Origin of the sequence: Stenotrophomonas sp. PFBMAA-4 (assembly GCF_030053215.1) — a bacterium.
GTDB lineage: Bacteria > Pseudomonadota > Gammaproteobacteria > Xanthomonadales > Xanthomonadaceae > Stenotrophomonas.
The window spans coordinates 1-24,925 of record NZ_JASGBW010000045.1; the positions used below are offsets into that span (position 1 = coordinate 1).

The 24,925-nt window shown below is 69.1% G+C and carries 20 protein-coding genes and 1 pseudogene; 14 read left to right on the forward strand and 7 right to left on the reverse strand.

Annotated elements, in window-relative coordinates; all coding sequences use genetic code 11:
- Positions 1-389: 389 nt before the first annotated feature.
- Positions 390-1,601 (reverse strand): tyrosine--tRNA ligase, encoded by a 1,212-nt coding sequence (gene tyrS, locus QMZ26_RS19855; protein ID WP_283222453.1) that lies wholly within the window; start codon positions 1,599-1,601, stop codon positions 390-392.
- Between the two features lie 167 nt (positions 1,602-1,768).
- Here tyrS and QMZ26_RS19860 point away from each other — a divergent pair, with 167 nt between their 5' ends.
- On the forward strand, positions 1,769-3,241 hold the full coding sequence (locus QMZ26_RS19860; RefSeq protein ID WP_108758434.1) for a peptidoglycan DD-metalloendopeptidase family protein: 1,473 nt from the start codon (positions 1,769-1,771) through the stop codon (positions 3,239-3,241).
- A 67-nt stretch (positions 3,242-3,308) separates the two neighbouring features.
- Positions 3,309-4,436 (forward strand): anhydro-N-acetylmuramic acid kinase, encoded by a 1,128-nt coding sequence (locus QMZ26_RS19865; RefSeq protein ID WP_283222454.1) that lies wholly within the window; start codon positions 3,309-3,311, stop codon positions 4,434-4,436.
- 66 nt (positions 4,437-4,502) lie between these two features.
- Here QMZ26_RS19865 and QMZ26_RS19870 read toward each other — a convergent pair whose 3' ends face one another.
- The 3 genes from QMZ26_RS19870 to QMZ26_RS19880 form a co-directional block, all read right to left on the reverse strand.
- A complete protein-coding gene (locus QMZ26_RS19870) occupies positions 4,503-4,733 on the reverse strand; it encodes a hypothetical protein (protein ID WP_079225485.1) in 231 nt (76 codons plus the stop codon).
- A 77-nt stretch (positions 4,734-4,810) separates the two neighbouring features.
- Positions 4,811-6,106 (reverse strand): MFS transporter, encoded by a 1,296-nt coding sequence (locus tag QMZ26_RS19875; protein ID WP_200732782.1) that lies wholly within the window; start codon positions 6,104-6,106, stop codon positions 4,811-4,813.
- Complete coding sequence (locus tag QMZ26_RS19880) at positions 6,103-6,903, reverse strand: exodeoxyribonuclease III (RefSeq protein ID WP_108758432.1); 801 nt, start codon at positions 6,901-6,903, stop codon at positions 6,103-6,105. The genes QMZ26_RS19875 and QMZ26_RS19880 overlap by 4 nt, the downstream gene beginning before the upstream one ends.
- Positions 6,904-7,065: 162 nt before the next feature.
- Between QMZ26_RS19880 and pyrE the strand changes: the two genes are divergently transcribed.
- From pyrE to QMZ26_RS19920, 8 genes are all read left to right on the forward strand, one after another.
- Positions 7,066-7,725, forward strand: a complete 660-nt coding sequence (pyrE, locus tag QMZ26_RS19885; RefSeq protein ID WP_108767480.1) for an orotate phosphoribosyltransferase — start codon at positions 7,066-7,068, stop codon at positions 7,723-7,725.
- Between the two features lie 16 nt (positions 7,726-7,741).
- Entirely contained in the window at positions 7,742-8,386 is a 645-nt protein-coding gene (locus QMZ26_RS19890; protein WP_108758431.1) for a hypothetical protein, read from the forward strand.
- Between the two features lie 242 nt (positions 8,387-8,628).
- The gene (locus tag QMZ26_RS19895; protein WP_079225483.1) at positions 8,629-8,721 is read left to right on the forward strand and encodes a potassium-transporting ATPase subunit F; all 93 of its coding nucleotides are present in this window, start codon (positions 8,629-8,631) and stop codon (positions 8,719-8,721) included.
- Positions 8,722-8,733: 12 nt separating this feature from the next.
- Positions 8,734-10,443 (forward strand): potassium-transporting ATPase subunit KdpA, encoded by a 1,710-nt coding sequence (gene kdpA, locus QMZ26_RS19900; protein ID WP_283222455.1) that lies wholly within the window; start codon positions 8,734-8,736, stop codon positions 10,441-10,443.
- Positions 10,444-10,453: 10 nt separating this feature from the next.
- Positions 10,454-12,511, forward strand: a complete 2,058-nt coding sequence (kdpB, locus tag QMZ26_RS19905) for a potassium-transporting ATPase subunit KdpB (protein WP_283222456.1) — start codon at positions 10,454-10,456, stop codon at positions 12,509-12,511.
- Positions 12,508-13,155, forward strand: a complete 648-nt coding sequence (gene kdpC, locus QMZ26_RS19910) for a potassium-transporting ATPase subunit KdpC (RefSeq protein ID WP_283222457.1) — start codon at positions 12,508-12,510, stop codon at positions 13,153-13,155. The genes kdpB and kdpC overlap by 4 nt, the downstream gene beginning before the upstream one ends.
- A 51-nt stretch (positions 13,156-13,206) precedes the next feature.
- Positions 13,207-15,867, forward strand: coding sequence for a sensor histidine kinase KdpD (locus QMZ26_RS19915; RefSeq protein WP_283222458.1), 2,661 nt, complete (start codon positions 13,207-13,209; stop codon positions 15,865-15,867).
- Positions 15,848-16,561, forward strand: coding sequence for a response regulator transcription factor (locus QMZ26_RS19920; RefSeq protein ID WP_079224994.1), 714 nt, complete (start codon positions 15,848-15,850; stop codon positions 16,559-16,561). Before QMZ26_RS19915 ends, QMZ26_RS19920 begins: the two co-directional genes overlap by 20 nt.
- Positions 16,562-16,844: 283 nt before the next feature.
- Here QMZ26_RS19920 and QMZ26_RS19925 read toward each other — a convergent pair whose 3' ends face one another.
- Genes QMZ26_RS19925 through coaBC form a run of 3 tightly spaced genes read right to left on the reverse strand, consistent with a single transcriptional unit; the run spans position 16,845 to position 20,968 of the window.
- Positions 16,845-19,202, reverse strand: coding sequence for a phosphomannomutase/phosphoglucomutase (locus tag QMZ26_RS19925; protein ID WP_283222459.1), 2,358 nt, complete (start codon positions 19,200-19,202; stop codon positions 16,845-16,847).
- Positions 19,203-19,214: 12 nt separating this feature from the next.
- Entirely contained in the window at positions 19,215-19,703 is a 489-nt protein-coding gene (gene dut / locus QMZ26_RS19930; protein WP_079224983.1) for a dUTP diphosphatase, read from the reverse strand.
- Positions 19,700-20,968: a bifunctional phosphopantothenoylcysteine decarboxylase/phosphopantothenate--cysteine ligase CoaBC gene (coaBC, locus tag QMZ26_RS19935; RefSeq protein WP_283222460.1), complete on the reverse strand. Its 1,269-nt coding sequence runs from the start codon at positions 20,966-20,968 to the stop codon at positions 19,700-19,702. Before coaBC ends, dut begins: the two co-directional genes overlap by 4 nt.
- Positions 20,969-21,195: 227 nt before the next feature.
- Here coaBC and QMZ26_RS19940 point away from each other — a divergent pair, with 227 nt between their 5' ends.
- From QMZ26_RS19940 to QMZ26_RS19955, 4 genes and pseudogenes are all read left to right on the forward strand, one after another.
- Positions 21,196-21,822: a response regulator transcription factor gene (locus QMZ26_RS19940; protein ID WP_200732790.1), complete on the forward strand. Its 627-nt coding sequence runs from the start codon at positions 21,196-21,198 to the stop codon at positions 21,820-21,822.
- Positions 21,823-21,892: 70 nt separating this feature from the next.
- Positions 21,893-22,597 carry a DNA repair protein RadC gene (radC, locus tag QMZ26_RS19945; protein ID WP_079225481.1) on the forward strand — a complete coding sequence of 235 codons (705 nt, stop codon included), beginning with the start codon at positions 21,893-21,895 and terminating at the stop codon, positions 22,595-22,597.
- A 127-nt stretch (positions 22,598-22,724) separates the two neighbouring features.
- The gene (gene argS / locus QMZ26_RS19950) at positions 22,725-24,413 is read left to right on the forward strand and encodes an arginine--tRNA ligase (RefSeq protein ID WP_283222461.1); all 1,689 of its coding nucleotides are present in this window, start codon (positions 22,725-22,727) and stop codon (positions 24,411-24,413) included.
- Positions 24,414-24,434: 21 nt separating this feature from the next.
- Positions 24,435-24,925 (forward strand): annotated as a pseudogene (locus QMZ26_RS19955) (sporulation protein); the annotation flags it as partial.

Genomic DNA, 24,925 nt, shown 5'->3' on the forward strand with positions numbered 1-24,925 from the left:
CAATCATCCTTCCTGCAGGCGCCTTCACAAGATACCTGCGCATACTTTCAAAGATCTTGGGAAGTGGCCTCAGCGCCGTTCCCGCGTGCTGCGAAGTTTCCTTCGTAGCGAGCCGCCCATTATGCCAGACTTTTTCAGTCCGTCAACACCTTCGTTCGATCATCTCGTTCGGCGGTGGTGGGCGCCCTGTTGTCGCTGAAGCCCCTTGGTGGCGACCCCTGCGACGGGGGAGGAGAAGTATGCCCCCATCCACAGGGTTTGTGAAGGGGGTGTGGCGATTTTTTTCAACGGATGTTGCATCCGTTCATCCATCGCGCCCGTGGAGGCATATCGCGAAGAGCAGAAGCATAAGGAAGGGCCGGCTGGCGCCGGCCCTTCCTTATTTAGTGTCAGGCAACGACCAGGCGCACGCGGGCGAAGGTGCGCTTGCCGACCTGCAGCAGGCCTTCGAAGCCCGGCTGCAGCACCTGCTGTCCGTCCTCCACCACTTCACCGTCCACCTTGACCGCGCGCTCCTTGAGCTTGCGGTTGGCTTCGGAGTTGCTCGGGGTCAGACCGGCAGCAGTCAGCAGTGCGGCGATACGCAGGCCTTCGGCCGGAATGGCCACCTCCTGCAGCGGCAGCTGGGTGATGTCGCCCTGCCCGGTCACCGCCGCTTCCCAGCCGGCAATGGCCTGATCGGCCGCCGCGGCGTCGTGGAAGCGGGTTGCCAGCTCACGTGCCAGGCGCAGCTTGACCACGCGCGGGTTGAGATTGCCGGCGGCGACCTCTTCACGCAGCGACACCGCTTCGGCCTGGCTGATATCAAAGGACAGCAGCTCGATCCAGCGCCACATCAGGGTGTCGTCGACCTTCATGGTCTTGGTGACGATGTCGATGGCCGGTTCGCTGATACCAATGTAGTTGCCCAGCGACTTGGACATCTTGTTGACGCCGTCCAGGCCTTCCAGCAGCGGCATGGTCAGCACCACCTGCGGCTTCTGGCCGTGGTGTTCCTGCAGGCCGCGGCCCATCAGCAGGTTGAACTTCTGGTCGGTACCGCCGAGCTCGACGTCTGCTTCCAGGGCCACCGAGTCGTAGCCCTGCACCAGCGGGTACAGGAACTCGTGGATGGCGATGGACTGCTGGGCGGCATAGCGCTTGGCGAAATCATCACGCTCGAGCATGCGGGCCACGGTGTGCTGGCTGGCCAGGCGGATCATGTCGGCCGCGCCCATCTTGCTGAACCATTCCGAGTTGAAGCGGACCTGGGTCTTGTCGCGGTCCAGCACCTTGAAGACCTGTTCTTCATAGGTACGGGCGTTGGCCAGCACGTCCTCGCGGCTGAGCGGCTTGCGGGTCAGGCTCTTGCCGGACGGGTCGCCGATCATGCCGGTAAAGTCGCCGATCAGGAAAATGACCTGGTGGCCAAGGTCCTGGAACTGGCGCAGCTTGTTCAGCAGCACGGTGTGGCCCAGGTGCAGGTCGGGCGCGGTGGGGTCGAAGCCAGCCTTGATCCGCAGCGGACGGCCTTCCTGCAGGCGCGCACGCAGATCCTCGATCTTGAGGATCTCGTCGGCACCACGGCCGATCAGGGCAAGGGCTTCTTCAATCGAGGACACGGTGACTACTCCCGGCTATGCCGTTTCTTGTGTGGGGTGTTAACGCCAAGTTAACCCATCCGGCTTCACAAAAGCCAATAGGCACAAGGGTTTGACGCGGTTTTCTCAGGTGTCTATGGTAACCGGCGATCAGGCCCGCGCTCCCGGGCCGCAGGAAAAAACCACTGATGCAAAATTCCGAACAAGGGCGCGCACGCAAGCAGCGCTTCCAGGAACGTCTCCACGTCCTGCACGACAACGCCCTGCACCGGAAGCTCAGGCAGCATCTCCCCGCCGCATTCAATGAACGCTGGACGCGTCGCCATTGGGTGCACGCGAGCCTGTTCGCCACCATCGGCGCCCTGGTGGCGACGATCGTGCCGGGTTTCTCGCACACCATCGATTCGCCCTATCAGGAAAGCCACACCAGCCTGGCCCTGCCCTTGCCGCCGCTGTCGCTGGCCCGCCAGCAGCAGACCCCGGGCGACAGCTGGCAGGTGCTGCGGGTGCAGCGCGGGCAGACCCTGAGCGATCTGTTCGACCAGGCCGGCATCCCCGCCAGCACCCTGCACCGGGTGCTGGACCATCCGGGCGCGCGTGATTCGCTGACCAAGCTGCGCCCCGGGGCCGAGATCGCCTTCGACATGCCGCTCTCGGGCGACCTGCGCAGCATCCGCTTCGACCGCGATGGCGACAACCGGGTGGAACTGAGCCTGGCCGGCGATGACATCAAGGAAAAGGTGACCAAGCGCGAGACCTCCACGCGCACGGTGGTCACCAGCGGCGAGATCACCAGCTCGCTGTATGCCGCGGCCCGCCGGGCCGGGCTGTCGCCGTCGGCGATCGCGACGATGACCGACGACATCTTCAAGTACGACATCGACTTCTCCAAGGACCTGCAGCCGGGCGACCGCTTCAGCGTGGTGATGGACGAGACCTGGCGCGAAGGCGAGAAGGTCGACACCAGCAAGATCCTGGCGGCGACCTTCACCACCGGTGGCAAGACCTACTCGGGCTTCCGCTTCGAGCGCGGCGGCAAATCCGAGTACTACGACCTCAACGGCCGTTCGCTGAAGAAGAGCTTCATCCGCATGCCGATCCCGTTCGCGCGGCTGAGCTCGACGTTCGGCGCACGCAAGCACCCGGTGCTGGGCAAGATGCGCATGCACAAGGGCGTGGACTACGCCGCGCGCACCGGTACGCCGATCATGGCCGCCGGCGACGCCCGCGTGCAGTTCGCCGGCGTGCAGCGCGGCTACGGCAACGTGGTCATCCTCGACCATGGCCGCGGCCACACCACCCTGTACGGGCACATGTCGCGCTTTGCCAACATCAAGACCGGCCAGCGCGTGGCCCAGGGCACGGTGATCGGCTATGTCGGTTCGACCGGCCTGGCCACCGGCCCGCACCTGCACTACGAATTCCGCGTGAACGGCGAGCACCGCAATCCCCTGACGGTGACCATGCCGCCGCCGGAACCGCTGAAGGGTGCCGAGCTGGTGGCCTTCCGTGCGCAGACCGCGCCGGCCATGGCCCGTATCCAGGGCATGGAGAAGCTGATCTACGCCGAGGCCAGCCCGGCCCCGAGCAGCCGCGAGGCCGCGCCGACCGAGGTGGCCAGCGCCAAGGCCAAGCCGGGCAACAGCCACAAGCGCGGCTGACCCGCGCTGCGTTGACGAGGAAGGACGCGGCAGCCCAAGCTTGCCGCGTCCTTTTTTTATGCCCGCCATGAACACGACCGTCGACGTTGATGCCCCCCTCTACCTTGGCCTGATGTCAGGCACCAGCGCCGATGGCATCGATGCCGCGCTGGTGCAGTTCCCGGCCAGCGGCGGCTGCCGCTTCGTGCGTGGCCTGACGGCCCGCTGGGAGCCGGTGCTGCGCGCACGGCTGGTGGCGCTGGGCGAAGGCGGTCCGCTGGATTCGCTGGAAGAGCTGGGCGAACTGGATGCGCGCATCGCGATCAACTTCGCCGCCGCCGCCAACCAGCTGCTGGACGAGGCCGGCGTGGACCGCCGCCAGGTGCGGGCGATCGGCTCGCACGGGCAGACCGTGCGCCACCGGCCGCTGGCCGACCCGGCCTTCACCGTGCAGCTGGGCGATGGCAACCGCATTGCCGAACTGACCGGGATCACCACGGTGGCCGATTTCCGCCGCCGCGACGTGGCCGCTGGCGGCCATGGCGCGCCGTTGATGCCGGCCTTCCACCTGGCGATGCTGGGCACGGCCGGCGAGGACCGCGCGGTGCTCAACCTGGGTGGCATCGGCAACCTGACCCTGATCCCCCGGCAGGGCGTGCCGCGCGGCTTCGACACCGGCCCGGCCAATGCGCTGATGGATGCCTGGTGCCAGCGCCATACCGGCCGCACCTTCGATGCCGACGGGGCCTATGCGGCCAGTGGTGCGGTGGATGCACCGCTGCTGGCCAGCTGGCGTGCGGACCCGTGGTTCGCCCTGCCGCCGCCCAAGAGCACCGGCCGCGAGCAGTTCCACCTGGCCTGGGCCGAGGCGCGCATGGGCGAAGGCGAGTACGCCGCCGCCGACGTGCAGGCCACGCTGCTGGAACTGACCGCGGTGACCGTGGCCGATGCCTTGCTGGCCCAGCAGCCGGAGACCCGCCGCGTGCTGGTCTGCGGCGGCGGCGTGCACAACCGGCAGCTGATGCGCCGGCTGGCGGCACTGCTGCCCGGCGTGGCGGTGGAATCCAGTGCCGTGCATGGGCTGGACCCGGAGTATGTGGAGGCGATGGGCTTTGCCTGGCTGGCACAGCGGACGATGGATGGGCTGGCCGGCAACCTGCCGAGCGTGACCGGGGCGAAAGGGCCGCGGATTCTCGGGGCGATCCATCTGGCGTGAGCTGATGCCATCGGCCGGGCGTGGCCCGGCGCTACCCCGTCGGCGCCATCCACGCGTGGCGTGGATCTACCGGAAGCCCTGCCCCGCCGGCATCGCCTGCAGGGCAGCGATCGCCGCTGACAGGGCGTCCACTTCGGGATCGCCGAAGCCGGAGCGGACCTCCAGCTCGCTGCTCAGCAGGCCCTGCTCGAGCAGCACCGAACAGGCCTGCTCGTGGCTCCAGCCGCGCGCCACGGCCACCCTTCGGATACGTTCATACAGCAGCGGGTCCACGTCCCGCAGCACTACATCGGCCATGCTCACTCCCCGTTCGCAAGGCACCGCCCCCTCGGCGCGTCCCGGGCGATCATCCCGCAGGTTGCGCAGTCAGGCAATCAGGGGGCACTGCGGTCGTGGATGCGCGGCCACAGCCAGGCCAGCAGCAGCAGGGTCGGTACCACGGTGACCGCGCTGAGCATGAAGAAGGTGCTGTAGGAGCTGGCTTCGACGATATAGCCCGACACGCCGCCGACGAACTTGCCCGGCAGGTTGGCCAGCGACACCAGCAGGGCGTACTGGGTAGCAGTGAAGTTGCGGTCGGTGAGCGAGGACATGAAGGCCACCAGCACGGTGCCGGCGAAGCCCTGGAACAGGTTGTCGGCGCTGAGCGCGGCGTAGAACGCCCACAGCTGGCCCGGGTTGTGCGCCATCAGCAGGAAAGCGAGGTTGGACAGGGCCACGCCCAGCGCCGCCACCAGCAGCATGCGGCGGAAGCCGAAGGCGGCCACGGCGATACCGCCAAGGAAGGCGCCACCGATGCCCATCCACACGCCGAACAGCTTGGAGACGGTGGCGATGTCGGCCTTGTCGAAGCCCGAATCGAGGTAGAACGGGCCGGCCATCACGCCGATGACCTGGTCGGGGAACTTGAACAGCCCGACGAAAGCCAGCAGGCCCAGCGCCAGGGCGATGCCGTTGCGGGTGAAGAAGCTGGTGATCGGCTTGATGAAGGCTTCGGCGACGTCGATCCGGCGCTGCACGGCCTGCGCCGGGCGATCCGGTTCGCGGCACACCAGGGTGGTGATGATCGGCAGCAGCATCAGCCCGGCCATGGCCAGGTAGGCGACGATCCAGCCTTCGAACTGGGCCAGGTAGAGCGCGCCGGCACCGGCCAGGATCAGGCCGATGCGGTAGCCCAGCGTATAGGTGGCAGCCAGCGCGGCCTGTGCGGTTTCCGGGGCGATCTCGATGCGGTAGGCATCGACCACCGAATCCTGGGTGGCGCCGGCGAAGGACGCCACCAGCACCCAGGCCACCAGCGGCCACACGCCCTGTTCGGGGCGGACGAAGGCCAGCGCGACCAGGCCGATCAGCACCGCCACCTGCGACAGCAGCAGCCAGGAGCGGCGGCGGCCGAGGAACGCCAGCAGCGGGAACGCGTAGCGGTCCAGCAGCGGGGCCCAGGCGAACTTGAGCAGGTAGAAGAAGCTGGCCAGGCTGATCAGGCCGATGCTGCCCAGGTCCAGGCCGACATCACGCAGGCGGGTTGAAAGCGTCTGCGAGGCGATCAGCAGGAACGGCAGGCCGCTGCCGAAGCCCAGCAGGGCCATGGTCAGGGCCGAGGGCGTGCCGAAGGCGCGCTTGATCCCGGCCCAGCCTTTGTAGCTGGGCTTTGCAGCGGCTTCGCTCACAGGTCGTAGTCCACGGTGAACGGGGCGTGGTCGGAGAAGCGCTCGTCGCGGTAGATGGAGCAGCTGCGCAGGCGGTCACGCAGGCCGGGGGTGATGAACTGGTAATCGATGCGCCAACCGACGTTGTTGGCGCGGGCCGCGCCGCGGTTGCTCCACCAGGTGTAATCCTCGCCGGTGGGGTGCAGGAGGCGGTAGGCGTCGGCCCAGCCGCGGCCGGTGGCCACGTCGGTGGCCTGGCCGTGGTCGGCACACAGGCCGTTGAGCCAGTCGCGCTCTTCGGGCAGGCAGCCGGAGTTTTTCTGGTTGGACTTCCAGTTCTTGATGTCCAGCGCCGAGCGGACGATGTTCCAGTCGCCGCACAGGACGTAGTCGCGGCCGCTGCGCGCCCACTCCTCCAGGATCGGCCGCAGCCATTCCATCACTTCGAACTTGAAGCCCTGGCGCAGGTCGCCCGAGCTGCCGGACGGGATATAGAAGGAGACCACGCTGAGATTGCCGAAGCGGGCCTCGATGTAGCGGCCTTCGTCGTCGAACGGCGCCCAGCCCAGCGAGGTGATGACCTGGTCCGGCTCGCGCTTGCTGTAGATCGCCACGCCGCTGTAGCCCTTCTTGGTGATGGCGTCGCGGTAGAAGCAGTGGTGGCCGTCGGGGCGGAACATCGGATCGGTGAGCTGGTCCTCCTGCGCCTTGGTCTCCTGGATGCACAGAACGTCGGCGTCCTGGGCCCGGAACCAGTCGAGGAAGCCCTTGGTGGCGGCCGAGCGGATGCCATTGGCGTTGAAGCTGATGATGCGCATGCGGATGAACCTACGGCGGGAAACCGGGCAAGCATACCGGTTGCCCGGCGGCCCGCGCAGCCCGCCGGCCGGGCCCGGCAGGGCCTTCACAGGGGCCCAGGCGAGCGCGAAACGCCCAGCTGGATTAGGATTTGTGCTCCAAATGAAGACGAATCGAGTTTGATGAGCGACCACCGCCACCGTTTCCTGCAGCTGGCCCTGACCGCCGACGCCCTGCGCTTCGGCCAGTTCACCCTCAAGTCCGGCCGGCTGAGCCCCTATTTCTTCAATGCCGGTCGTTTCGACTCCGGCTCGCTGCTGTCCCAGCTGGGCGCCTGCTATTCGGATGCCATCGACGCCAGCGGCATCAAGTACGACGTGGTGTTCGGCCCGGCCTACAAGGGCATCCCGCTGGCCACCGCGATGGCCTGCGAGCTGGCCCAGCGTGGCCGCGACCTGCCGCTGTCGTTCAACCGCAAGGAAGTGAAGGACCACGGTGAAGGCGGCCAGCTGATCGGCGCCGACCTGACCGGCAAGCGCGTGCTGATCGTCGACGACGTGATCACCGCTGGCACCGCCATCCGCGAAGCCCTGGCCATCATCCGCGCTGCGGGCGGCATCCCGGCCGGCATCGTGGTGGCGCTGGACCGCCAGGAAATCGCCTCGGAAGCCGACCACCGCTCGGCGGCGCAGGCCGTGGCCGAAGAAGCCGGTATCCCGGTGATCGCCGTGGCGACCCTGGCCGACCTGCTTGATTTCGCCTCCGGAAACCCGGAACTTGTGGGCTACCGGCAGCCGCTGGAAGCCTATCGGGCCCAGTACGGCGTCCGTTCCGCACGCTGACCCAGGGGAAGGTCGCATGTTCCGAGTTCCTGCCATCGTTGCCACCAGCCTGCTGCTGGCGCTGCCGGCCAGCCTGCTGGCCCAGTCCGGCGCGCCGGGAAAGAAGCTGTACTGCTGGAACGAGGGCAAGGAGCGGATCTGCAGCGATTCGCTGCCGGCCGACGCGGTCAACAACGCGCGTGAGGAGTTCAATGCCAACAGCGGCGTGCGCAACGCGCAGGTACAGCGCGCGTTGACCGACGCCGAACGCGCCGCTGCCGCCACCGTGGCGGCGCAGGCGCAGCTGGACCAGATGGCAGCGCAGACCAAGCAGCGTACCGAGCAGGCCATGTTGTCCACCTACGGCAGCGAGGATGCACTGCGCAAGGTGTTCAACGAGCGCCAGGAGGTGCTCGACAACAACCTGAGCACCGCCCGCTACAACGTCACCAGCCTGCGGGATTCGCTGGTGACCCTGCTGGGGGCGGCGGGCGATCGCGAGCTGGCCGGCGGCAAGGTGGGCGACACGCAGGCCGAGGCGATCCGCCAGCGCCATGCCCAGCTGCAGGCACAGCAGCGCCTGCAGGCCAGCTTCGAGCAGCAGCAGGTGACGCTGAAGGCCGAGATCGACGCCAGCCTGCAGCGCTACCGCGAACTGAAAGGCATGGCCCCGGGCGGTTGAGGGCTGGCTGATCTGCCGTGGAGCCGAGCATGGGCTCGGCTCTACAACCGACGGCCTGCCGAGCATGGGCTCGGCTCTACAACCGACGGCCTGCCGAGCGTGGGCTCGGCTCTACAACGGGGCGGGCCACCGAATTTATGCACTCTTTACGCGCCGGCCCCGTCCGGCGCGTAGTGCGTTTATGGGGGGCAGGACGACGATGGCGGCCTGAGGTGGAGGGGTTCCACCAGGACGCATTTCCCATGTCCCCTTGGCTGTCGTTGTTCTGTGGCGTGCTGGTGCTGGTTGCCGCCGCCTATCTCCTTTATGTCGTGCTGCGGCCCGAGTCGTTCTGAGCGGAGCCTGCCATGACTGAGATGCTTGTGATTCTTGCTGCCAGCCTGCTGCTGGCCTGGCCGCTGGGCCTGTACCTGGCGCGCGTGATGCGGGGCGCGCCGATGAAGGTGGACGTGCTGTTCCACTGGATCGAAAAACCGCTGTACCGGCTGTTCGGCGTGGATGCCACGCGCTCGATGTCCTGGCGCGGCTACGTGCTGGCCTTCGTGCTGAGCAACGTGGTGGTGGCTGTGCTGACCCAGGCGGTGTTCATGACCCAGGCCTGGCTGCCGTTGAACCCGGACCAGATCCCGAACATGCGCTGGGACACCGCGCTGCACACGATGATCTCGTTCCTGACCAACACCAATCAGCAGCACTACTTGGCCCAGGCGCAGCTGTCCTACCTCTCGCAGATGACCGGCATCACCGGCCTGCAGGTGGTGACGCCGATGATGGGCCTGGCGCTGGCGGTGGCAACGCTGCGGGCGCTGTTCGCGCGTGCGCCGCAGACTGTGGCGGCGCCCGCGGCCGGCGGCGACCGGCAGGTGCCGGTGGGCAACTACTACGTGGACGTGGTGCGCCTGTGCGTGCGCTTCCTGTTGCCGCTGTGCCTGGTCTGGACCCTGCTGCTGACCAGCCAGGGCGTGCCCTCGACGATGGCCGGCGGCCCGCAGGCCACGCCGATCGACGCCAGCGCCGGCATGGCGCAGCAGAAACTGCCGCTGGGCCCGGTGGCGGCGATGGTCGCGGCCAAGCAGCTGGGCGCCAACGGCGGCGGCTGGTACGGCCCGAACAGCAGCTTCCCGCTGGAGAACCCGACCCCGGTGTCGAACCTGTTGGAGGTGGTGGGCATCCTGCTGATCCCGATGGCGGTGATCTTCATGATCGGTGCGTTCACCGGCCGACGCCGTTTCGGCGCCCTGGTGTTCAGCTGCATGCTCGGCATGTCGCTGCTGTCCACCGGCGCGATGATGTGGAGCGAGGGCCACAGCGCCAGCGCGGCTACGCCGCTGCTGATGGAAGGCAAGGAGGTGCGCTTCGGCGCCGACGGCACCGCGCTGTGGGCGGCCGTGACCACCCAGGTCTCCAACGGCTCGGTGAACGGCATGCACGATTCGCTGGCGCCGCTGAGCGGCGGCATCGCGATGGTCAACATGCTGGTCAGCGCGATCTGGGGCGGCATCGGCTGCGGCCTGCAGCAGTTCATCGTCTACCTGCTGCTGGGCGTGTTCCTGGCCGGGTTGATGACCGGGCGCACGCCTGAGCTGTTCGGCCGCAAGCTGGAAACACCGCAGGTGCGCCTGCTGGCCCTGCTGGTGCTGCTGCAGCCGATCACCCTGCTGGTGTTCACCGCGATCACCCTGGCCGTGCCCGGCCTTTCCGGCACGTCCAACCCCGGCTTCCACGGCATCAGCCAGGTCTTCTACGAGTACGTCTCGGCCTATGCCAACAACGGCTCGGGCTTCGAAGGGCTGGGCGACGCCACGCCGTGGTGGAACCTGAGCTGCTCGCTGGTGCTGCTGCTGGGCCGCTTCCCGCTGCTGATCATCCCGCTGGTGGTGGCTGCACAGCTGGCGGCCAAGCGCCAGGCGCCGGAGTCTGCCGGCAGCCTGCAGATCGAAACCCCGACCTTCGCCCTGACCCTGGTCTCGGTGATCGTCATCCTGACCGTGCTGCAGTTCATGCCGGCGCTGGTACTCGGCCCGATCGCCGACCACCTGAGCCTGGGACTGCACTAAGGACACCCTGATGAGTACCCACGCAAGTTCTTCCCGCAGTTCCCTTGCACCGCGCCCTGCCCTGCTCGATGGCGCCGGCCTGCGCCGTGCGCTGGTCGAAGCGGTGCGCAAGCTCGCACCGATGCACCTGGTGCGCAGCCCGGTGATGGCGGTGGTGATGGCCGGCACGATCGTCGCCGCCATCGTCACCCTGACCGGCAACGCGCCGCTGGGCTTCGGCCTGGCAGTGACCGCGATCCTGCTGGTGACCGTGCTGTTCGGCAATTTCGCCGAAGCCGTGGCCGAGGCACGTGGCCGCGGCCAGGCCGCATCACTGCGCCGGGCCCGCCAGGACCTGGTGGCGCGCCGCCTGGCCGCACCGCAGCCGGATGCCGCCGAAACCCAGGTGCCGGCGGCCGAACTGCGCCCCGGCGACCACGTGATCGTCAGTGCCGGTGAACTGATACCAGCCGATGGCGAGATCGTGCAGGGCCTGGCCACCATCAACGAAGCCGCGGTGACCGGCGAATCGGCACCGGTGCTGCGCGAGGCCGGTACCGATCGCTCCGGCGTGATCGGCGGCACCAAGGTGCTGTCCGACCAGATCATCGTGCGGGTGACCGCCGAGCCGGGTCACAGCTTCCTGGACCGGATGATCGCGCTGGTGGAAGGTGCCAACCGGCAGAAGACCCCGAACGAGATCGCGCTGACCCTGCTGCTGGCGGCGATGACGCTGACCTTCCTGGTGGTGGTGGCGACGCTGCCTGCGATCGGCGCCTCCGTGGGCGTCAAGGTCGACCCGCTGCTGCTGATCGCGCTGCTGGTGTGCCTGATCCCGACCACCATCGGTGGCCTGCTGCCGGCCATCGGCATCGCCGGCATGAACCGTGCACTGGCTGCCAACGTTCTGGCCAAGTCGGGCAAGGCGGTGGAAGTGGCCGGCGACGTCGACGTGCTGCTGCTGGACAAGACCGGCACCATCACCTACGGCGACCGCCAGGCCAGCCACTTCCATCCGTTGGCCGGCATCGATGCCAGCCAGCTGCGTGAAGCAGCGCTGCTGTCCTCGTTGGCCGACCCGACCCCGGAAGGCAAGTCGATCGTGCGCCTGGCGCGCGAGCAGGGCTGTGCAACCGCCGAACCGGACCATGCCGAGTACCTGGCGTTCAGCGCGCAGACCCGCATGTCCGGCGTCGACCTCGAACACGGGCGGCAGATCCGCAAGGGCGCCGCCGACGCCATCCGCGCCCATGTGCAGTCGCTGGGTGGCAACGTGCCGGCCGAGCTGGCCGGTCGCGTCGAGCAGGTGGCACGCAACGGTGCCACTCCGCTGGTGGTGGCCGAGGGCCGCCACGTGCTGGGCGTGATCGAGCTGTCGGACGTGGTCAAGCACGGCATGCGCGAGAAGTTCGCGCAGCTCCGGGCGATGGGCATCCGCACGGTGATGATCACCGGCGACAACCCGCTGACCGCCGCGGCCATTGCCGCCGAGGCCGGCGTGGACGACTACATCGCCGAGGCACGCCCCGAAGACAAGCTGGCGCGCATCCGCCAGGAGCAGGCCGGTGGCCGCCTGGTGGCGATGGTCGGCGACGGCACCAACGACGCGCCGGCCCTGGCCCAGGCCGACATCGGCCTGGCGATGAACTCCGGCACGCAGGCGGCGAAGGAGGCCGGCAACATGGTCGACCTCGACTCGGACCCGGCCAAGCTGCTGGCGGTGGTGGAAGTGGGCAAGCAGCAGCTGATCACCCGCGGCGCATTGACCACCTTCTCGCTGGCCAACGACGTATCCAAGTACTTCGCGATCCTGCCGGCGCTGTTTGCCGCTGCGGTCCCGACCATGGCCGCCTTGAACGTGATGCAGCTGTCGAGCCCGCGCAACGCGGTGCTGGCAGCGCTGATCTTCAACGCCCTGGTGATTCCTGCCCTGATCCCGCTCGCCCTGCGTGGCGTGCGCTTCCGCCCGGCCACCGCAACCGCGCTGCTGCGCCGGAACATGCTGGTGTACGGCCTGGGTGGCGTGCTGCTGCCGTTCGCGGCGATCAAGGCCATCGACCTCCTTCTTGTCCTGGTATCCGGCGCATGAACCGTTCTGTCTCCTCTTCCTCCCTGCCCCGCGAACACGCGGCCGAGGCCCGCGTGGCGCGCCTGCAGGACGATGCCACCTGGCGCCCGGCGATCGGCCTGGGCCTGGCCACCCTGCTGCTGGCCGGTGCGGTCTACGCCGGCGTCGCCACCGGGTTTGCCGGGCTGAGCTACCCGACCCAGGCCGAAGGCACCCTGCTGCGCGATGGCAGTGGCCAGGTGCGTGGTTCGGCATGGCTGGCGCAGCCGTTCACCGGCGATGGCTACTTCCAGGCGCGCCCATCGGCGGCCAACTACGACCCGATGACCGCGGCCGGTTCCAACCTGGCCCGCAGCAACCCGGCGCTGGCCGAGCGCGTGGCCGCCAGCACCGCTGCGGTGGCAGCGCGCGAGGGCGTGAGTCCGGCACAGGTGCCGGCTGACCTGGTCACCCAGTCCGGCGCCGGCCTGGACCCGCAGCTGTCGCCGGCTGCCGCGCAGGTGCAGGTGGCGCGCGTGGCGCGTGCGCGCGGCCTGCCGGTGGAGCGCGTGCAGGCGCTGGTGCAGGCGCACACCGAGGGCCGCCAGTGGGGCCTGTTCGGACAGCCGCGGGTGAACGTGGTGACCCTGAACTTCGCCCTGGACCACGCTGCACGGGCACCGTGATGCCAGCCTGCACCGGCGGCGCGCACAATGGCGGCCATGACAGCAGCTGCGATGAATGATGCACGTACCCGCCAGGCCGATGCCCTGGTGGAAGGCCTGCAGCGCGAAGCCGGCGGCAAGCTGACGGTGTTCCTGGGCGCGGCGCCGGGCGTGGGCAAGACCTACACCATGCTGACCCGCGCGCAGGAACAGCTGCGCCGGGGCGTGGACCTGGTGGTGGCGGTGGTGGAAACCCACGGCCGCGTCGATACCCAGGCCCTGCTGGAAGGCCTGCCGCAGCTGCCATTGAAGGGCGTGGCCTACCACGGCCATGCCCTGCAGGAAATGGACCTCGATGCGGTGCTGGAGCGCCATCCGGCGCTGGTGCTGGTGGACGAACTGGCCCATCGCAACGCGCCGGGCAGCCGCCATGAACGGCGCTGGCAGGACGTGATGGAACTGCTGGACGCCGGCATCGACGTCTGGACCACGGTCAACATCCAGCACCTGGAAAGCCTCAACGATGTGGTGATGCGCATCACCGGCGTGCGGGTGAGCGAGACCGTGCCCGACGGCGTGCTCGACCGCCTGCATGACATCGTGCTGGTGGACCTGCCGCCGCGTGAACTGATCGCGCGCCTGCAGCAGGGCAAGGTGTACGTGCCCGAACAGGCTGCGCAGGCGCTGCAGGCGTTCTTCTCGCCGGCCAACCTGACCGCGCTGCGCGAACTGGCGATGCAGGAGGCCGCCGACCGGGTCGACAGCAGCCTGCGCGAAACCCGCGCCGCACGCGGCGAAGGCAACCTGCCGTTGCGCCGCGGCGTGCTGGTGGCCATCGATGGCGGCGGCCAGAGCGAATACCTGGTGCGCGTGGCGCGGCGCATCGCCGAACGCCGCGATGCGCCGTGGACGGTGGTGACCGTGCAGGGCCGGCGCCAGGACGAGGCGACCCGGCGCGAGATCGATGCGGCCTTCGCGCTGGCCCGGCGGCTGGGCGGCGAAGCCGAACTGCTGCATGGCTCGAGCATCGCCGATGCCCTGCTCGACCATGCCGCGCACAACGGCGTGTCGACGCTGGTGCTGGGGCGGACCCGCGAGCGGCCGCTGGCACGGATGTTCAACCGCACCCTGACCCAGCAGCTGATCCAGCGCGGCGCGCACTACGAGATCACGATCATCAGCACGCCGCAGGCGCGTGCGCGCGCGCGCCGCGAAGGCCTGCTGCCACCGATGCGCGGCATCAGCCACGAGCCGCTGCAGGCACTGCTGGCCACGGCGCTGGCCTGCGGCGTGGCGTGGCTGGGCGAACGCTGGGTGGGGATGGCCGACCTGTCGATGGTGTTCATCGTGGCGGTGGTACTGGTGGCCGCGCGCACCCGCGCCAGCGTGGCGGTGATGGCCGCGATCCTGTGCTTCCTGGCCTACAACTTCCTGTTCATCGCACCGCGCTTCACCTTCGCCATCGGGGCGCGCCAGGGCGTGATCACCGTATTCCTGTTCCTGGCGGCCGCGCTGGTGGCCGGACGCCTGGCCTCGCGCCTGCGCATGCAGGTGATCGCCCTGCGCGCGGCCAACCGGCATGCGCGCGCACGCCAGCAACTGGGCCGGCAGCTGGCCAGTGCGGCCGGCAACGGCGAGGTGGCGCAGGCCGGCAGGCAGGCGCTGGAACAGGCCATGGACGTGCCGGCCTGGCTGCGGATCGGCGCTGACACCGCCACCGGCGGCGGCGCCCAGCCTGGCGACACCGACCTGGCCGCCGCCGACTGGGCCCTGCGCCATCGCCAGCCCAGCGGCCGCTTCACCGATACCCTGGCCGGCGCGCAGTGGTGGTTCCTGCCGCTGCTGGATGGCGAAGACCGCGCCGTCGGCGTAGCCGGGCTGTACCTGCCCGGTGCGCAGGCCCGCCTGCTGCCCGAGCAGCGCCAGCTGGCCGAGGCCATGGTCGACGACATCGCCCAGGCCGCGCTGCGCACGCAGCTGGTGGCCGAACTGGAACAGGCCCACGTGAGCAACGAGACCGAGCGGCTGCGTTCGGCCCTGCTCTCTTCGGTGTCGCACGACCTGCGCTCCCCGCTGGCGGCGATGATCGGTTCGGCCGACAGCCTGGCCAGCTATGGCACGGCGATGGACGCGGCTGACCGGCGTGCGCTGCTGGACACCATCCTGGTGGAAGGCGAGCGGCTGGACCGCTACATCCAGAACCTGCTGGACATGACCCGGCTGGGCCACGAAGGGCTGACCATCCACCGCGACTGGATCGGCGTGGACGAGCTGATCGGTTCGGCCGCGCGCCGCCTGCAGCGCTACCAGCCCAAGGTGCGGCTGGAGCTGGACATCCCGGCCACGCTGGCCCCGATCTGGGTGCATCCGGCGCTGGTGGAACAGGCGGTGTTCAACGTGATGGAGAACGCGGCCAAGTTCTCGCCGCCCGATGCGCCGGTGCAGGTGCTGGCGCGCGAGCTGGATGGCCAGCTGCGCATCGACGTGATCGATGCCGGCCCCGGCATTCCCGATGACGAGCGCGCGCGCATCTTCGACATGTTCTACAGCGTCGAGCGCGGCGACCGCGGCCGCCACGGCACCGGCCTGGGCCTGACCATCTGCCAGGGCATGATCGGCGCCCATGGCGGCAGCGTGCAGGCGCTGCCGGGACGCGACGGTCGCGGTACCCTGATCCGCATCACCCTGCCCCTGCTCAAGCCAGCCGCCCACGATGAGCCCGACCCCGATTGATGCCAGCGTGCCAGCCGCGCGCGTGCTGGTGATCGACGATGAAACCCAGATCCGCCGGTTCCTGGACATCAGCCTGCGCGCGCAGGGCTACCAGGTGCGCCAGGCCGCCACGGGCCAGGAAGGCCTGGACATGGCCGCCAGCGAGGACATGGATCTGGTGATCCTGGATATCGGCCTGCCGGACATGGAAGGCCACGAGGTGCTGGCGCAGCTGCGGCAGTGGAGCCAGGTGCCGGTGATCATGCTGACCGTGCGCGCGGGCGAGCACGAGAAAGTGCGGGCGCTGGATACCGGCGCCAATGACTACGTGACCAAGCCGTTCGGCACGCAGGAACTGATGGCGCGGGTGCGGGCGCTGCTGCGCACCCGCAGCGTGCCCAGCGATGGCACCCCGCCGGTGTTCGACGATGGCCACCTGCATGTGGATCTGGTGCGCCGCGAGGTGGCGATCGACGGCGAGCCGGTGGCGCTGACCCGCAAGGAATACGCGCTGCTGTCACTGCTGCTGCGCAATGCCGGGCGGGTGGTGACCCAGCCGCAGATCCTGCAGGAGATCTGGGGGCCGACCCACCAGCAGGACACCCACTACCTGCGCATCCTGGTCGGCAAGCTGCGGCACAAGCTGGGCGATTCGGCGCTGGATTCGCGCTACCTGTTCACCGAGCCGGGGGTGGGGTTGAGGTTCAAGGGGTGAGGCGTGCCGACCAACGGTCGGCACCCACCACACCGGTAGATCCACGCCATGCGTGGATGAACACCCATCGAAGTGCCGACCAACGGTCGGCACCCACCACACCGGTAGATCCACGCCGTGCGTGGATGAACACCCATCGAAGTGCCGACCAACGGTCGGCACCCACCACACCGGTAGATCCACGCCGTGCGTGGATGAGCATCATCGAAACATGCCGACCAACGGTCGGCACCCACCAAAGCGGTCGGCACCCACCAGGACGGTGGGCACCCACCAATATCGGTCAGAAGCCCAGCGGGGTGTCGCCCAGCAGGCCCTGCAGCTGGCTGCGGAACAGCGCCTGGATGCGCTGCAATGCGCCCTCGTCGTTGCCTTCGAAGCGCAGCACCAGCACCGGCGTGGTGTTGGAGGCACGTACCAGGCCCCAGCCGTCGGGGTAGTCCACGCGCAGGCCGTCGATGGTCGACAGGCGGCCACCGGCATACGGATTGTCCTCCGACTGCGCCGCGGCCACCAGCATCGCCACCAGCGCATGCGGCGTGCCCGACGCCACCGGCACCTTCAGTTCCGGCGTGGACATCATGTCCGGCAGTTCCTCCAGCACCTCGTGCGGGGTCTCTTCGCGCTGGGCGAGGATTTCCAGCAGGCGGGCGGCGGCGTACAGGCCATCGTCGAAACCGAACCAGCGCTCCTTGAAGAAGAAGTGGCCGCTCATCTCGCCAGCCAGCTCGGCATCGGTCTCGCGCATCTTCGCTTTCATCAGCGAATGCCCGGTCTTCCACATCAGCGGGCTGCCACCGTTGCGCAGCACGTGGTCGGACAGCTTGCCGGTGCACTTCACGTCGTAGATCACCATCGCGCCGGGATTGCGCATCAGCACATCGTCAGCGAACAGCATCAGCAGGCGGTCGGCGTAGATGATCTTGCCTTCGCCGGTGACCACGCCCAGGCGGTCGCCATCACCATCGAAGGCCACGCCGAGGTCGGCACCGAAACGCTTGACCGTCTGCACCAGGTCTTCCAGATTCGCTGGTTCGCTGGGGTCGGGGTGGTGGTTGGGGAAGGTGCCGTCGACATCGCAGTACAGCGGGATGACCTCGGCGCCGATCGCTTCCAGCAGCTGCGGGGCGAACGCGCCGGCCACGCCGTTGCCGGCGTCGGCCACCACCTTCAACGGGCGGTCCAGCTGCACGTCGTCGGCAATGCGCTGGATGTAGTCAGCCGCGACCTCGCGCTGCTGGTAGTCGCCCGGCGCAGCGGCCTGTGCCAGGCGGCCTTCGCTGATGCGCTGGTAGAGGTCGGTGATCGCGTCGCCGGACAGCGTTTCGCCGCCGATGACCACCTTGAAGCCGTTGTACTCGGGCGGATTGTGGCTGCCGGTCACCGCCACGCAGGTGCCCGTGCGCAGGTGGAAGGCAGCAAAATAGACCAGCGGCGTCGGCGCCAGGCCGATGTCGATGACCGAACAGCCGGCGCGGCGCAGGCCCTCGGCCAGGCTGGCCGACAGTTCCGGGCCGGACAGGCGGCCATCGCGACCGACCACCACCTCGCGCAGCCCCTGTTCGAGGGCGACGGTACCGATGGCCTGGCCGATCAGCGCGGCGTTGCGCGCATTCAACTCGGTGCCCACCACGCCGCGGATGTCGTAGGCGCGGAAGATGCCGGCCGGCAGATCCACCGGTGGCGGCGGCGGCACGGCCGGCGGGGTGCCGGCTCCGGCATCGTCCGCATCGGCGGCGGGCACTGCCGGTGCAGCCATCTGCAGGCTTTCGCGAAGGGTCGGGCCGTGATCGGCCTCGGCCGCAGCAGCACGACGCGCCGGCAACGGCAGCGACTTCGGCAGGCGGCCCCGGCCCACCACCAGCAGCACGGCGATGAAGGCCAGCAGCAGCGCCACGATGGCACTGGGCAGGGCGCCCAGGCCCAGCGGGCCCGGCTCGATGTTGGGTGCACTGGCGGTCAGCCGCAGCGGGGTGCCCTTGATCGGCCGCGCCATTGCCTCGGCACTGTCGGACAGACTGGTGTTGCCCTGGGCAACGATGTCATACGCGCCCTGGCGCAGCGACAGGAACCCACTGGACGGCGTGCGCAGCTGGTCCAGCGGGCTGGTCAGGCGCAGCAGCGGCTGGCGTACATAGACCACGGCCGGGCCCAGCGAGCCCAGCTGCACCGGTGCCGCCAGGCCGAGGCGGTTGCCACCGCCATCACGGACCACGCGCAGCCCCGGCTTGCCGTCGGCCAGGACCGATTCCAGCAGCGCCAGGCGGGCATAACCGAAGGTCGCGGCATCGGCGTAGGCATCGGCCAGTCCGGCCGTCAGCACGTCCACCTGCTCCACCCCGGACCAGCTCTCACGCAGGGCCTGCGCGGCACCGGCGGCGTCGCCGGCCTGCAGCGACTGCTGCACGCGGTCACTCTTGAGATGCTGCTGCAGCTGCTGCAACTGGCCGGATGCGGCCTGCTGCACGCCCTGCACCGCCTCGTCGCGTACCTGCGCCAGCGTGTCCCCGCTGGCCTGCTGACGCCACTGCTGCACCGCGCTCCAGCCGAACCAGCCGGCCAGCAACAACAGCGCTGCACCGAGCAACGGCGCGTTGCGCCCCAATGACTGCTTCTGCCGTCCTTCCCCGCTGCCGCTCATCAGTTTCCCCCGTCAACGCACCCCGGTATGGCCGAATCCACCCGTTCCCCGCACGCTGTCGGTGAAAGTATCCACCACCTGCAGGCTGACGCGGGCAATCGGTACGACAACCAGCTGGGCGATGCGGTCGCCCGGCTCGATGGTGAAGGCTTCGCGGCCGCGATTCCAGACGCTGATCAGCAGCGGGCCCTGGTAATCGGCATCGATCAGGCCGGTGCCGTTGCCCAGCACGATGCCGTGGCGGTGGCCCAGGCCCGAGCGCGGCAGGATCACGGCGCACAGGTTCGGGTCGCCGATGTGGATGGCCAGGCCGCTGGGCACCAGCGCGGTGTCGCCCGGCTGCAGGGTCAGCGCGGTTTCCAGCGCCGCGCGCAGGTCCATGCCGGCGCTGGCTTCGGTGGCATAGGCCGGCAGCGGCCAGCTGTCGCCGAAGCGCGGGTCGAGCAGCTTCACCTGCAATGCCTGCAGAGGGGCCACCGGGGTGGATGTTGCCTGGGTCATGCCTGGAGTCTCCGCGCGATCAGCGCCAGCAGTTGTTCGGCCAGCTCGCGCTTGGAGGTGGCCGGGAATACCTGTTCGCCGTCCTGCCAGAAAGCAGTGGCGGCATTGTTGTCGCTTTCAAAACCGCCGCCGCTGATGCCCACCTGGTTGGCGATCACCAGGTCCAGGCGCTTGTCGACCAGCTTGCCACGCGCGTACTTCTCCACGTCGTGGGTTTCGGCGGCGAAGCCGACCACCAGCTTCAGCGACTGGGTCTGTGCGGCAACCTCGGCCAGGATGTCCGGCGTGCGCACCAGCTCGATCACCAGCGACTGGCTGTCGGCGGTCTTCTTCAGCTTCTGTGCCGCCACCTGGCGCGGGGTGTAGTCGGACACCGCGGCCGCGCCGATATAGATGTCCGCTGGCAGCGCATTCAGCACGGCCTCGCGCATCTGCGCGGCCGAGCGCACGTCCACCCGCTGCACGCCCGGCGGGGTCGGCAGCTGCACCGGACCGCTGACCAGCACCACCTGGGCGCCGAGGGCGGCGGCGGCACCGGCCAGGGCGAAGCCCATCTTGCCGCTGCTGCGGTTGCCCACGTAGCGCACCGGGTCGATGTCTTCATAGGTCGGGCCGGCGCTGATCAGCAGGCGCAGGCCCTGCAGCGCGCGGGTTTCCGGCGCAGCGGGCCGGGCGGCCGGGGCGGTGCCGCCCAGGCTGGCCAGCGCGGCGACGATGTCGCCCGGCTCGGCCAGCCGGCCGGGACCGGATTCGCCCTCGGCCAGCGGCCCGTCGACCGGGCCGATGATCTGCGCGCCACGCTGGCGCAGCAGGGCGATGTTGGCCTGGGTGGCCGGGTGCAGCCACATGCGGTGGTTCATGGCCGGGCACACGGTGAGCGGCGCGGTGCTGGCCAGGCACAGGGTGCTGACCAGGTCATCGGCATGGCCCTGGGCCAGGCGTGCCAGCAGATCGGCGGTGCCCGGCGCGACCACGATGCGGTCGGCCCAGCGCGCCAGTTCGATATGGCCCATGGCCTGTTCGGCGGCACTGTCCCACAGGGTGGTACGGGTGGGCTGGCCGGACAGGGCCTGGAAGCTGAGGGGGGTGACGAACTGCTGGGCACCGGCGGTCATCGCCACCTGGACCAGGGCCCCGGCGTCACGCAGGCGGCGGACCAGTTCCAGTGCCTTGTAGGCCGCGATCCCGCCGCCGACGCACAACAGCAGTTTCTGGCCTTCCAGCGCGCGGGCCGGCGCGGGGAGGGCGTTGGGGGAATCAGCCACCTGGAAATCCTGTGCAAACGAGGGCGCTAGCTTACCCGATGGCCGGTAACGTCCCGGTACACAACGCACATAGCGCGCAGCTATCAGCAGATGGAGCTGCGACTACTTCATTTTCCGAATTGTCGCGCTGAGGTTTCAGAACATTCCTATACCTGTAACGGGTGCGGCTTCCGCAGAATCAATGCTGGCCCCCTCGGGTGCGCCATCTGCTATCCGAGGAGCCCACCGTGCCACCGCGCATCATCATCGCCGACGACCATCCGGTCGTACTGCACGGCATCCGCATCGTGCTTGAACGCCACAACATGTGCGTGGCCGGTGCCGCCTCCGACGGAGCGGCATTGCTGGATCTGGTGGCCCGCCGACCCTGCCATGCGGTGCTGACCGACCTGGCGATGCCCGGCACCGGGCCCGATGGCCCCGAACTGCTGGGCACGCTGCGGCACCGCTACCCGGCATTGCCCGTGGTGGTGCTGACCAGCGCGCGCCATCCCGGCCTGCTGGATGGCCTGCTGCGCGACGGCGTGCAGGGGCTGATCGACAAGCGCGCCGATTTCGCCGAACTGCCACGGGCCCTGCGCGCCGCCATTGCCGGGCGCACGTTCGTTTCCAGGCAGCTGCGCCGCCTGCTGGAATCGCGCGACCTGCTGCTGCAGCGGGTGCCCTGCGCGCCGTCGGCACGCGAACAGGAGGTGCTGGACCTGCTGGGCGACGGGCTGAGCGTGAACGCCGTGGCCGAACACACCGGCCGCAGCGCCAAGACCATCAGCCGCCAGAAGGCCGAGGCCATGCGCAAGCTGGGCCTGGACAACAACCAGGAGCTGTACGACTACCTGCAGGCCCAGCGCGTTTGAGGCATCGACTGACCGCCGCGGGCGGCAAACGCCGATGGCTGGCGCGGGCGGAGGCAGCGACCATGTGGCCATGCCCATCCATGACTGGCCCATCGACGAACGCCCGCGCGAGAAGCTGCTGACGCGCGGCCCCACTGCCCTGTCCGATGCCGAACTGCTGGCCCTGTTCCTCGGCTCCGGCTTCGGTGGCCGCGATGCGGTGCAGACCGCGCGCGACCTGCTCGGCAGCCACGGCCCGCTGCGGGTGCTGCTGGACCGCCCCGCCGCCAAGCTGGCCCGCCTGCCCGGGCTGGGGCCGGCGCGCAGCTGCACGCTGGCAGCCGGCCTGGAGCTGGCCCACCGCTACCTGGCCGCCGAACTGGCCCACGGCGAGAGCGTGGGCGACAACCCGCTGGCGGTCGGCCGCTACCTGCAGCACCGGCTGCGCGGGCAGGCGCGTGAACTGTTCCTGGTGCTGTTCCTGGACAACCGGCACCGCCTGATCGCCTGCGAGGAACTGTTCGCCGGCACCATCAACACCGCCCCGGTCTACCCCCGGGAGGTGGTGCGGCGGGCCCTGCTGCACAACGCCGCGGCGGTCATCCTCAGCCACAACCACCCCTCCGGCGACCCTGAACCCTCCGGCGCCGATGCACGCATCACCGAGGAGCTGCAGCAGGCCCTGGCCCTGGTCGATATCCGCCTGCTGGACCACTTCGTGATCGGCGAGGGGCGGCCGGTTTCATTTGCTGAACGCGGCCTCCTGCCGCAGCTGCAACCGCGCCTGTTCGGATGACGCCAGGGCCCGGGGCGCCCGGCCGGCGGAGGCCGCGCGCGTTCACATGGGCAGGCCCCGGTCAGCGTACGCGCCGGCATCTGCGCTAAAATGGGCGATTCCGCCGCTCATTCTCACAGCAGGCCTCGTGAAAAATCTCCTCCGCGCCCTGATCAGCCAAGGCATCGAAGCCTTGCGCGCCAATGGCACCCTGCCCGCCGACTCCCTGCCGCCGGACTTCGTGGTCGAGCGCCCGAAGACCCGCGACCACGGCGACTTCGCCACCAATGCCGCCATGCTGCTGGCCAAGGCCGCGCGCAGCAACCCGCGCGCACTGGCCCAGGCGCTGGTTGAAGCGCTGCCGCGCAGCGAGGACGTCAGCAAGGTCGAGATCGCCGGCCCCGGCTTCATCAACTTCCACCTGGCCCCGGCCGCGTACCAGCGCGAAGCCGCCTTGGTCATCAAGGAAGCCCACGACTACGGCCGCAACCTGTCCGGCAATGGCCGCACGGTGGGCGTGGAGTACGTGTCGGCCAACCCGACCGGTCCGCTGCATGTCGGCCACGGCCGCGCGGCGGCGATCGGCGACTGTGTGGCCCGCGTGCTCGATGCCAACGGCTGGAACGCCAAGCGCGAGTTCTACTACAACGATGCCGGCGTGCAGATCGAGAATCTGGCGCTGTCCGTGCAGGCCCGCATCAAGGGCATCGCACCGGACCAGGATGGCTGGCCGGAAGGCGGCTACCGCGGTGAGTACATCGCCGACGTCGCCCGTGCCTACCTGGCCGGCGCCAGCGTGGACCTGGAAGGCACCATGGTGGTCGGCGCCAAGGATCCGGACGACCTGACCGCGATCCGCCGCTTCGCCGTGGCCTACCTGCGCAACGAGCAGAACCTGGACCTGGCTGCGTTCGGCGTCGACTTCGACATCTACTTCCTGGAAAGCTCGCTGTACGCCGACGGCAAGGTCGCCGAAGCGGTGGCCAAGCTGCAGGCCTCGGGCCACACCTACGAGGAAGGCGGCGCGCTGTGGCTGCGCAGCACCGACTTCGGTGACGACAAGGACCGCGTGATGCGCAAGTCCGACGGCACCTTCACCTACTTCGTGCCGGACGTGGCCTACCACCTGTCCAAGTGGCAGCGCGGCTACGAGCGCGCGATCACCGAGCTGGGCGCCGACCACCACGGTTCGCTGGCGCGCGTGCGTGCCGGCCTGCAGGCCATGGGAGTGGGCATCCCGCAGGGTTGGCCGGAATACGTGCTGCACCAGATGGTCACCGTCATGCGTGGCGGCGAGGAAGTGAAGCTGTCCAAGCGTGCCGGCAGCTACTTCACCCTGCGCGACCTGATCGACGAAGCCGGCCGCGATGCGACCCGCTGGTTCCTGATCGCGCGCAAGCCCGATTCGCAGCTGACCTTCGACATCGACCTGGCCCGCCAGCAGAGCAACGACAACCCGGTGTTCTACGTGCAGTACGCGCATGCCCGCGTCTGCAGCCTGCTGCGCCAGGCGCAGGAGAAGGGCCTGGTGTACGACCAGGGCAACGGCCTGGGCAACCTCGGCCGCCTGGCCGACGACGCCTCGCTGCTGCTGATGAACGAGATCTCGCGGTACCCGGAAGTGGTGGAAGCGGCTGGCGTGGCGCTCGAACCGCACCTGGTGGCGCAGTACCTGCGTGAATTGGCGCACGCCTTCCACACGTGGTATCACGGGACGCCGGTGCTGGTGGACGACGCCACCGACCGCAATGCCAAGCTGACCCTGGCCTGCGCCGCGCGCCAGGTACTGGCCAATGGCCTCGACCTCCTGGGCGTCAGCGCCCCGGAAAAAATGTAAGTCTCAGGAGACGCAGTACACATGGCAGCACGACGCGGCAAAAGCCAGGCACGACGCAACAGCAGCAGCCAGGGCACACCCGGATGGGTGTGGCTGGTCGCGGGCGTGGCGATTGCTGCGGTGGTGTTCCTGGCGGCGCCGAACCTGTTCAAGGGCGAAGGCGATGGCTTCCTGCGCGCGGGACCGCAGCCGAACCCGAACGCGCAGCCGGCCCCGGTTGCCGATGCCGACAGCGATGTCGGCAGCCAGCCGGTGGAAGCACCGGCCACGCCGAAGCCGGCCGAACCGGCCAAGCCTGCAGCCACCCAGTACGACTTCTACACCCTGCTGCCGGGCAAGGAAGTGGAAATGTCCGACGCCGAACTGGCCGCCAGCACGCGCGCCGAGGAACTGCGCCGGGCCAAGGCCGAGGCGCAGCGCGCGCAGGCCGCACTGGAAGGCAAGCCGGTTCCGGCGGCGGCGGCTGCAGCACCGGCGGCGACCCCCAGCGTGGCCAGCACCACCCCGGCCAC

Coding starts and splice junctions, on each gene's coding strand:
- QMZ26_RS19890 (WP_108758431.1), top strand. CDS start 7,742: ATGTTCCGAGTTCCTGCCATCGTTGCCACCAGCCTGCTGCTGGCGCTG.
- kdpB (WP_283222456.1), top strand. CDS start 10,454: ATGAGTACCCACGCAAGTTCTTCCCGCAGTTCCCTTGCACCGCGCCCT.
- QMZ26_RS19860 (WP_108758434.1), top strand. CDS start 1,769: ATGCAAAATTCCGAACAAGGGCGCGCACGCAAGCAGCGCTTCCAGGAA.
- QMZ26_RS19925 (WP_283222459.1), bottom strand. CDS start 19,202: ATGAGCGGCAGCGGGGAAGGACGGCAGAAGCAGTCATTGGGGCGCAAC.
- QMZ26_RS19920 (WP_079224994.1), top strand. CDS start 15,848: ATGAGCCCGACCCCGATTGATGCCAGCGTGCCAGCCGCGCGCGTGCTG.
- QMZ26_RS19895 (WP_079225483.1), top strand. CDS start 8,629: ATGTCCCCTTGGCTGTCGTTGTTCTGTGGCGTGCTGGTGCTGGTTGCC.
- QMZ26_RS19880 (WP_108758432.1), bottom strand. CDS start 6,903: ATGCGCATCATCAGCTTCAACGCCAATGGCATCCGCTCGGCCGCCACC.
- radC (WP_079225481.1), top strand. CDS start 21,893: ATGCCCATCCATGACTGGCCCATCGACGAACGCCCGCGCGAGAAGCTG.
- pyrE (WP_108767480.1), top strand. CDS start 7,066: ATGAGCGACCACCGCCACCGTTTCCTGCAGCTGGCCCTGACCGCCGAC.
- QMZ26_RS19870 (WP_079225485.1), bottom strand. CDS start 4,733: ATGGCCGATGTAGTGCTGCGGGACGTGGACCCGCTGCTGTATGAACGT.
- kdpC (WP_283222457.1), top strand. CDS start 12,508: ATGAACCGTTCTGTCTCCTCTTCCTCCCTGCCCCGCGAACACGCGGCC.
- kdpA (WP_283222455.1), top strand. CDS start 8,734: ATGACTGAGATGCTTGTGATTCTTGCTGCCAGCCTGCTGCTGGCCTGG.
- QMZ26_RS19865 (WP_283222454.1), top strand. CDS start 3,309: ATGAACACGACCGTCGACGTTGATGCCCCCCTCTACCTTGGCCTGATG.
- dut (WP_079224983.1), bottom strand. CDS start 19,703: ATGACCCAGGCAACATCCACCCCGGTGGCCCCTCTGCAGGCATTGCAG.
- QMZ26_RS19915 (WP_283222458.1), top strand. CDS start 13,207: ATGAATGATGCACGTACCCGCCAGGCCGATGCCCTGGTGGAAGGCCTG.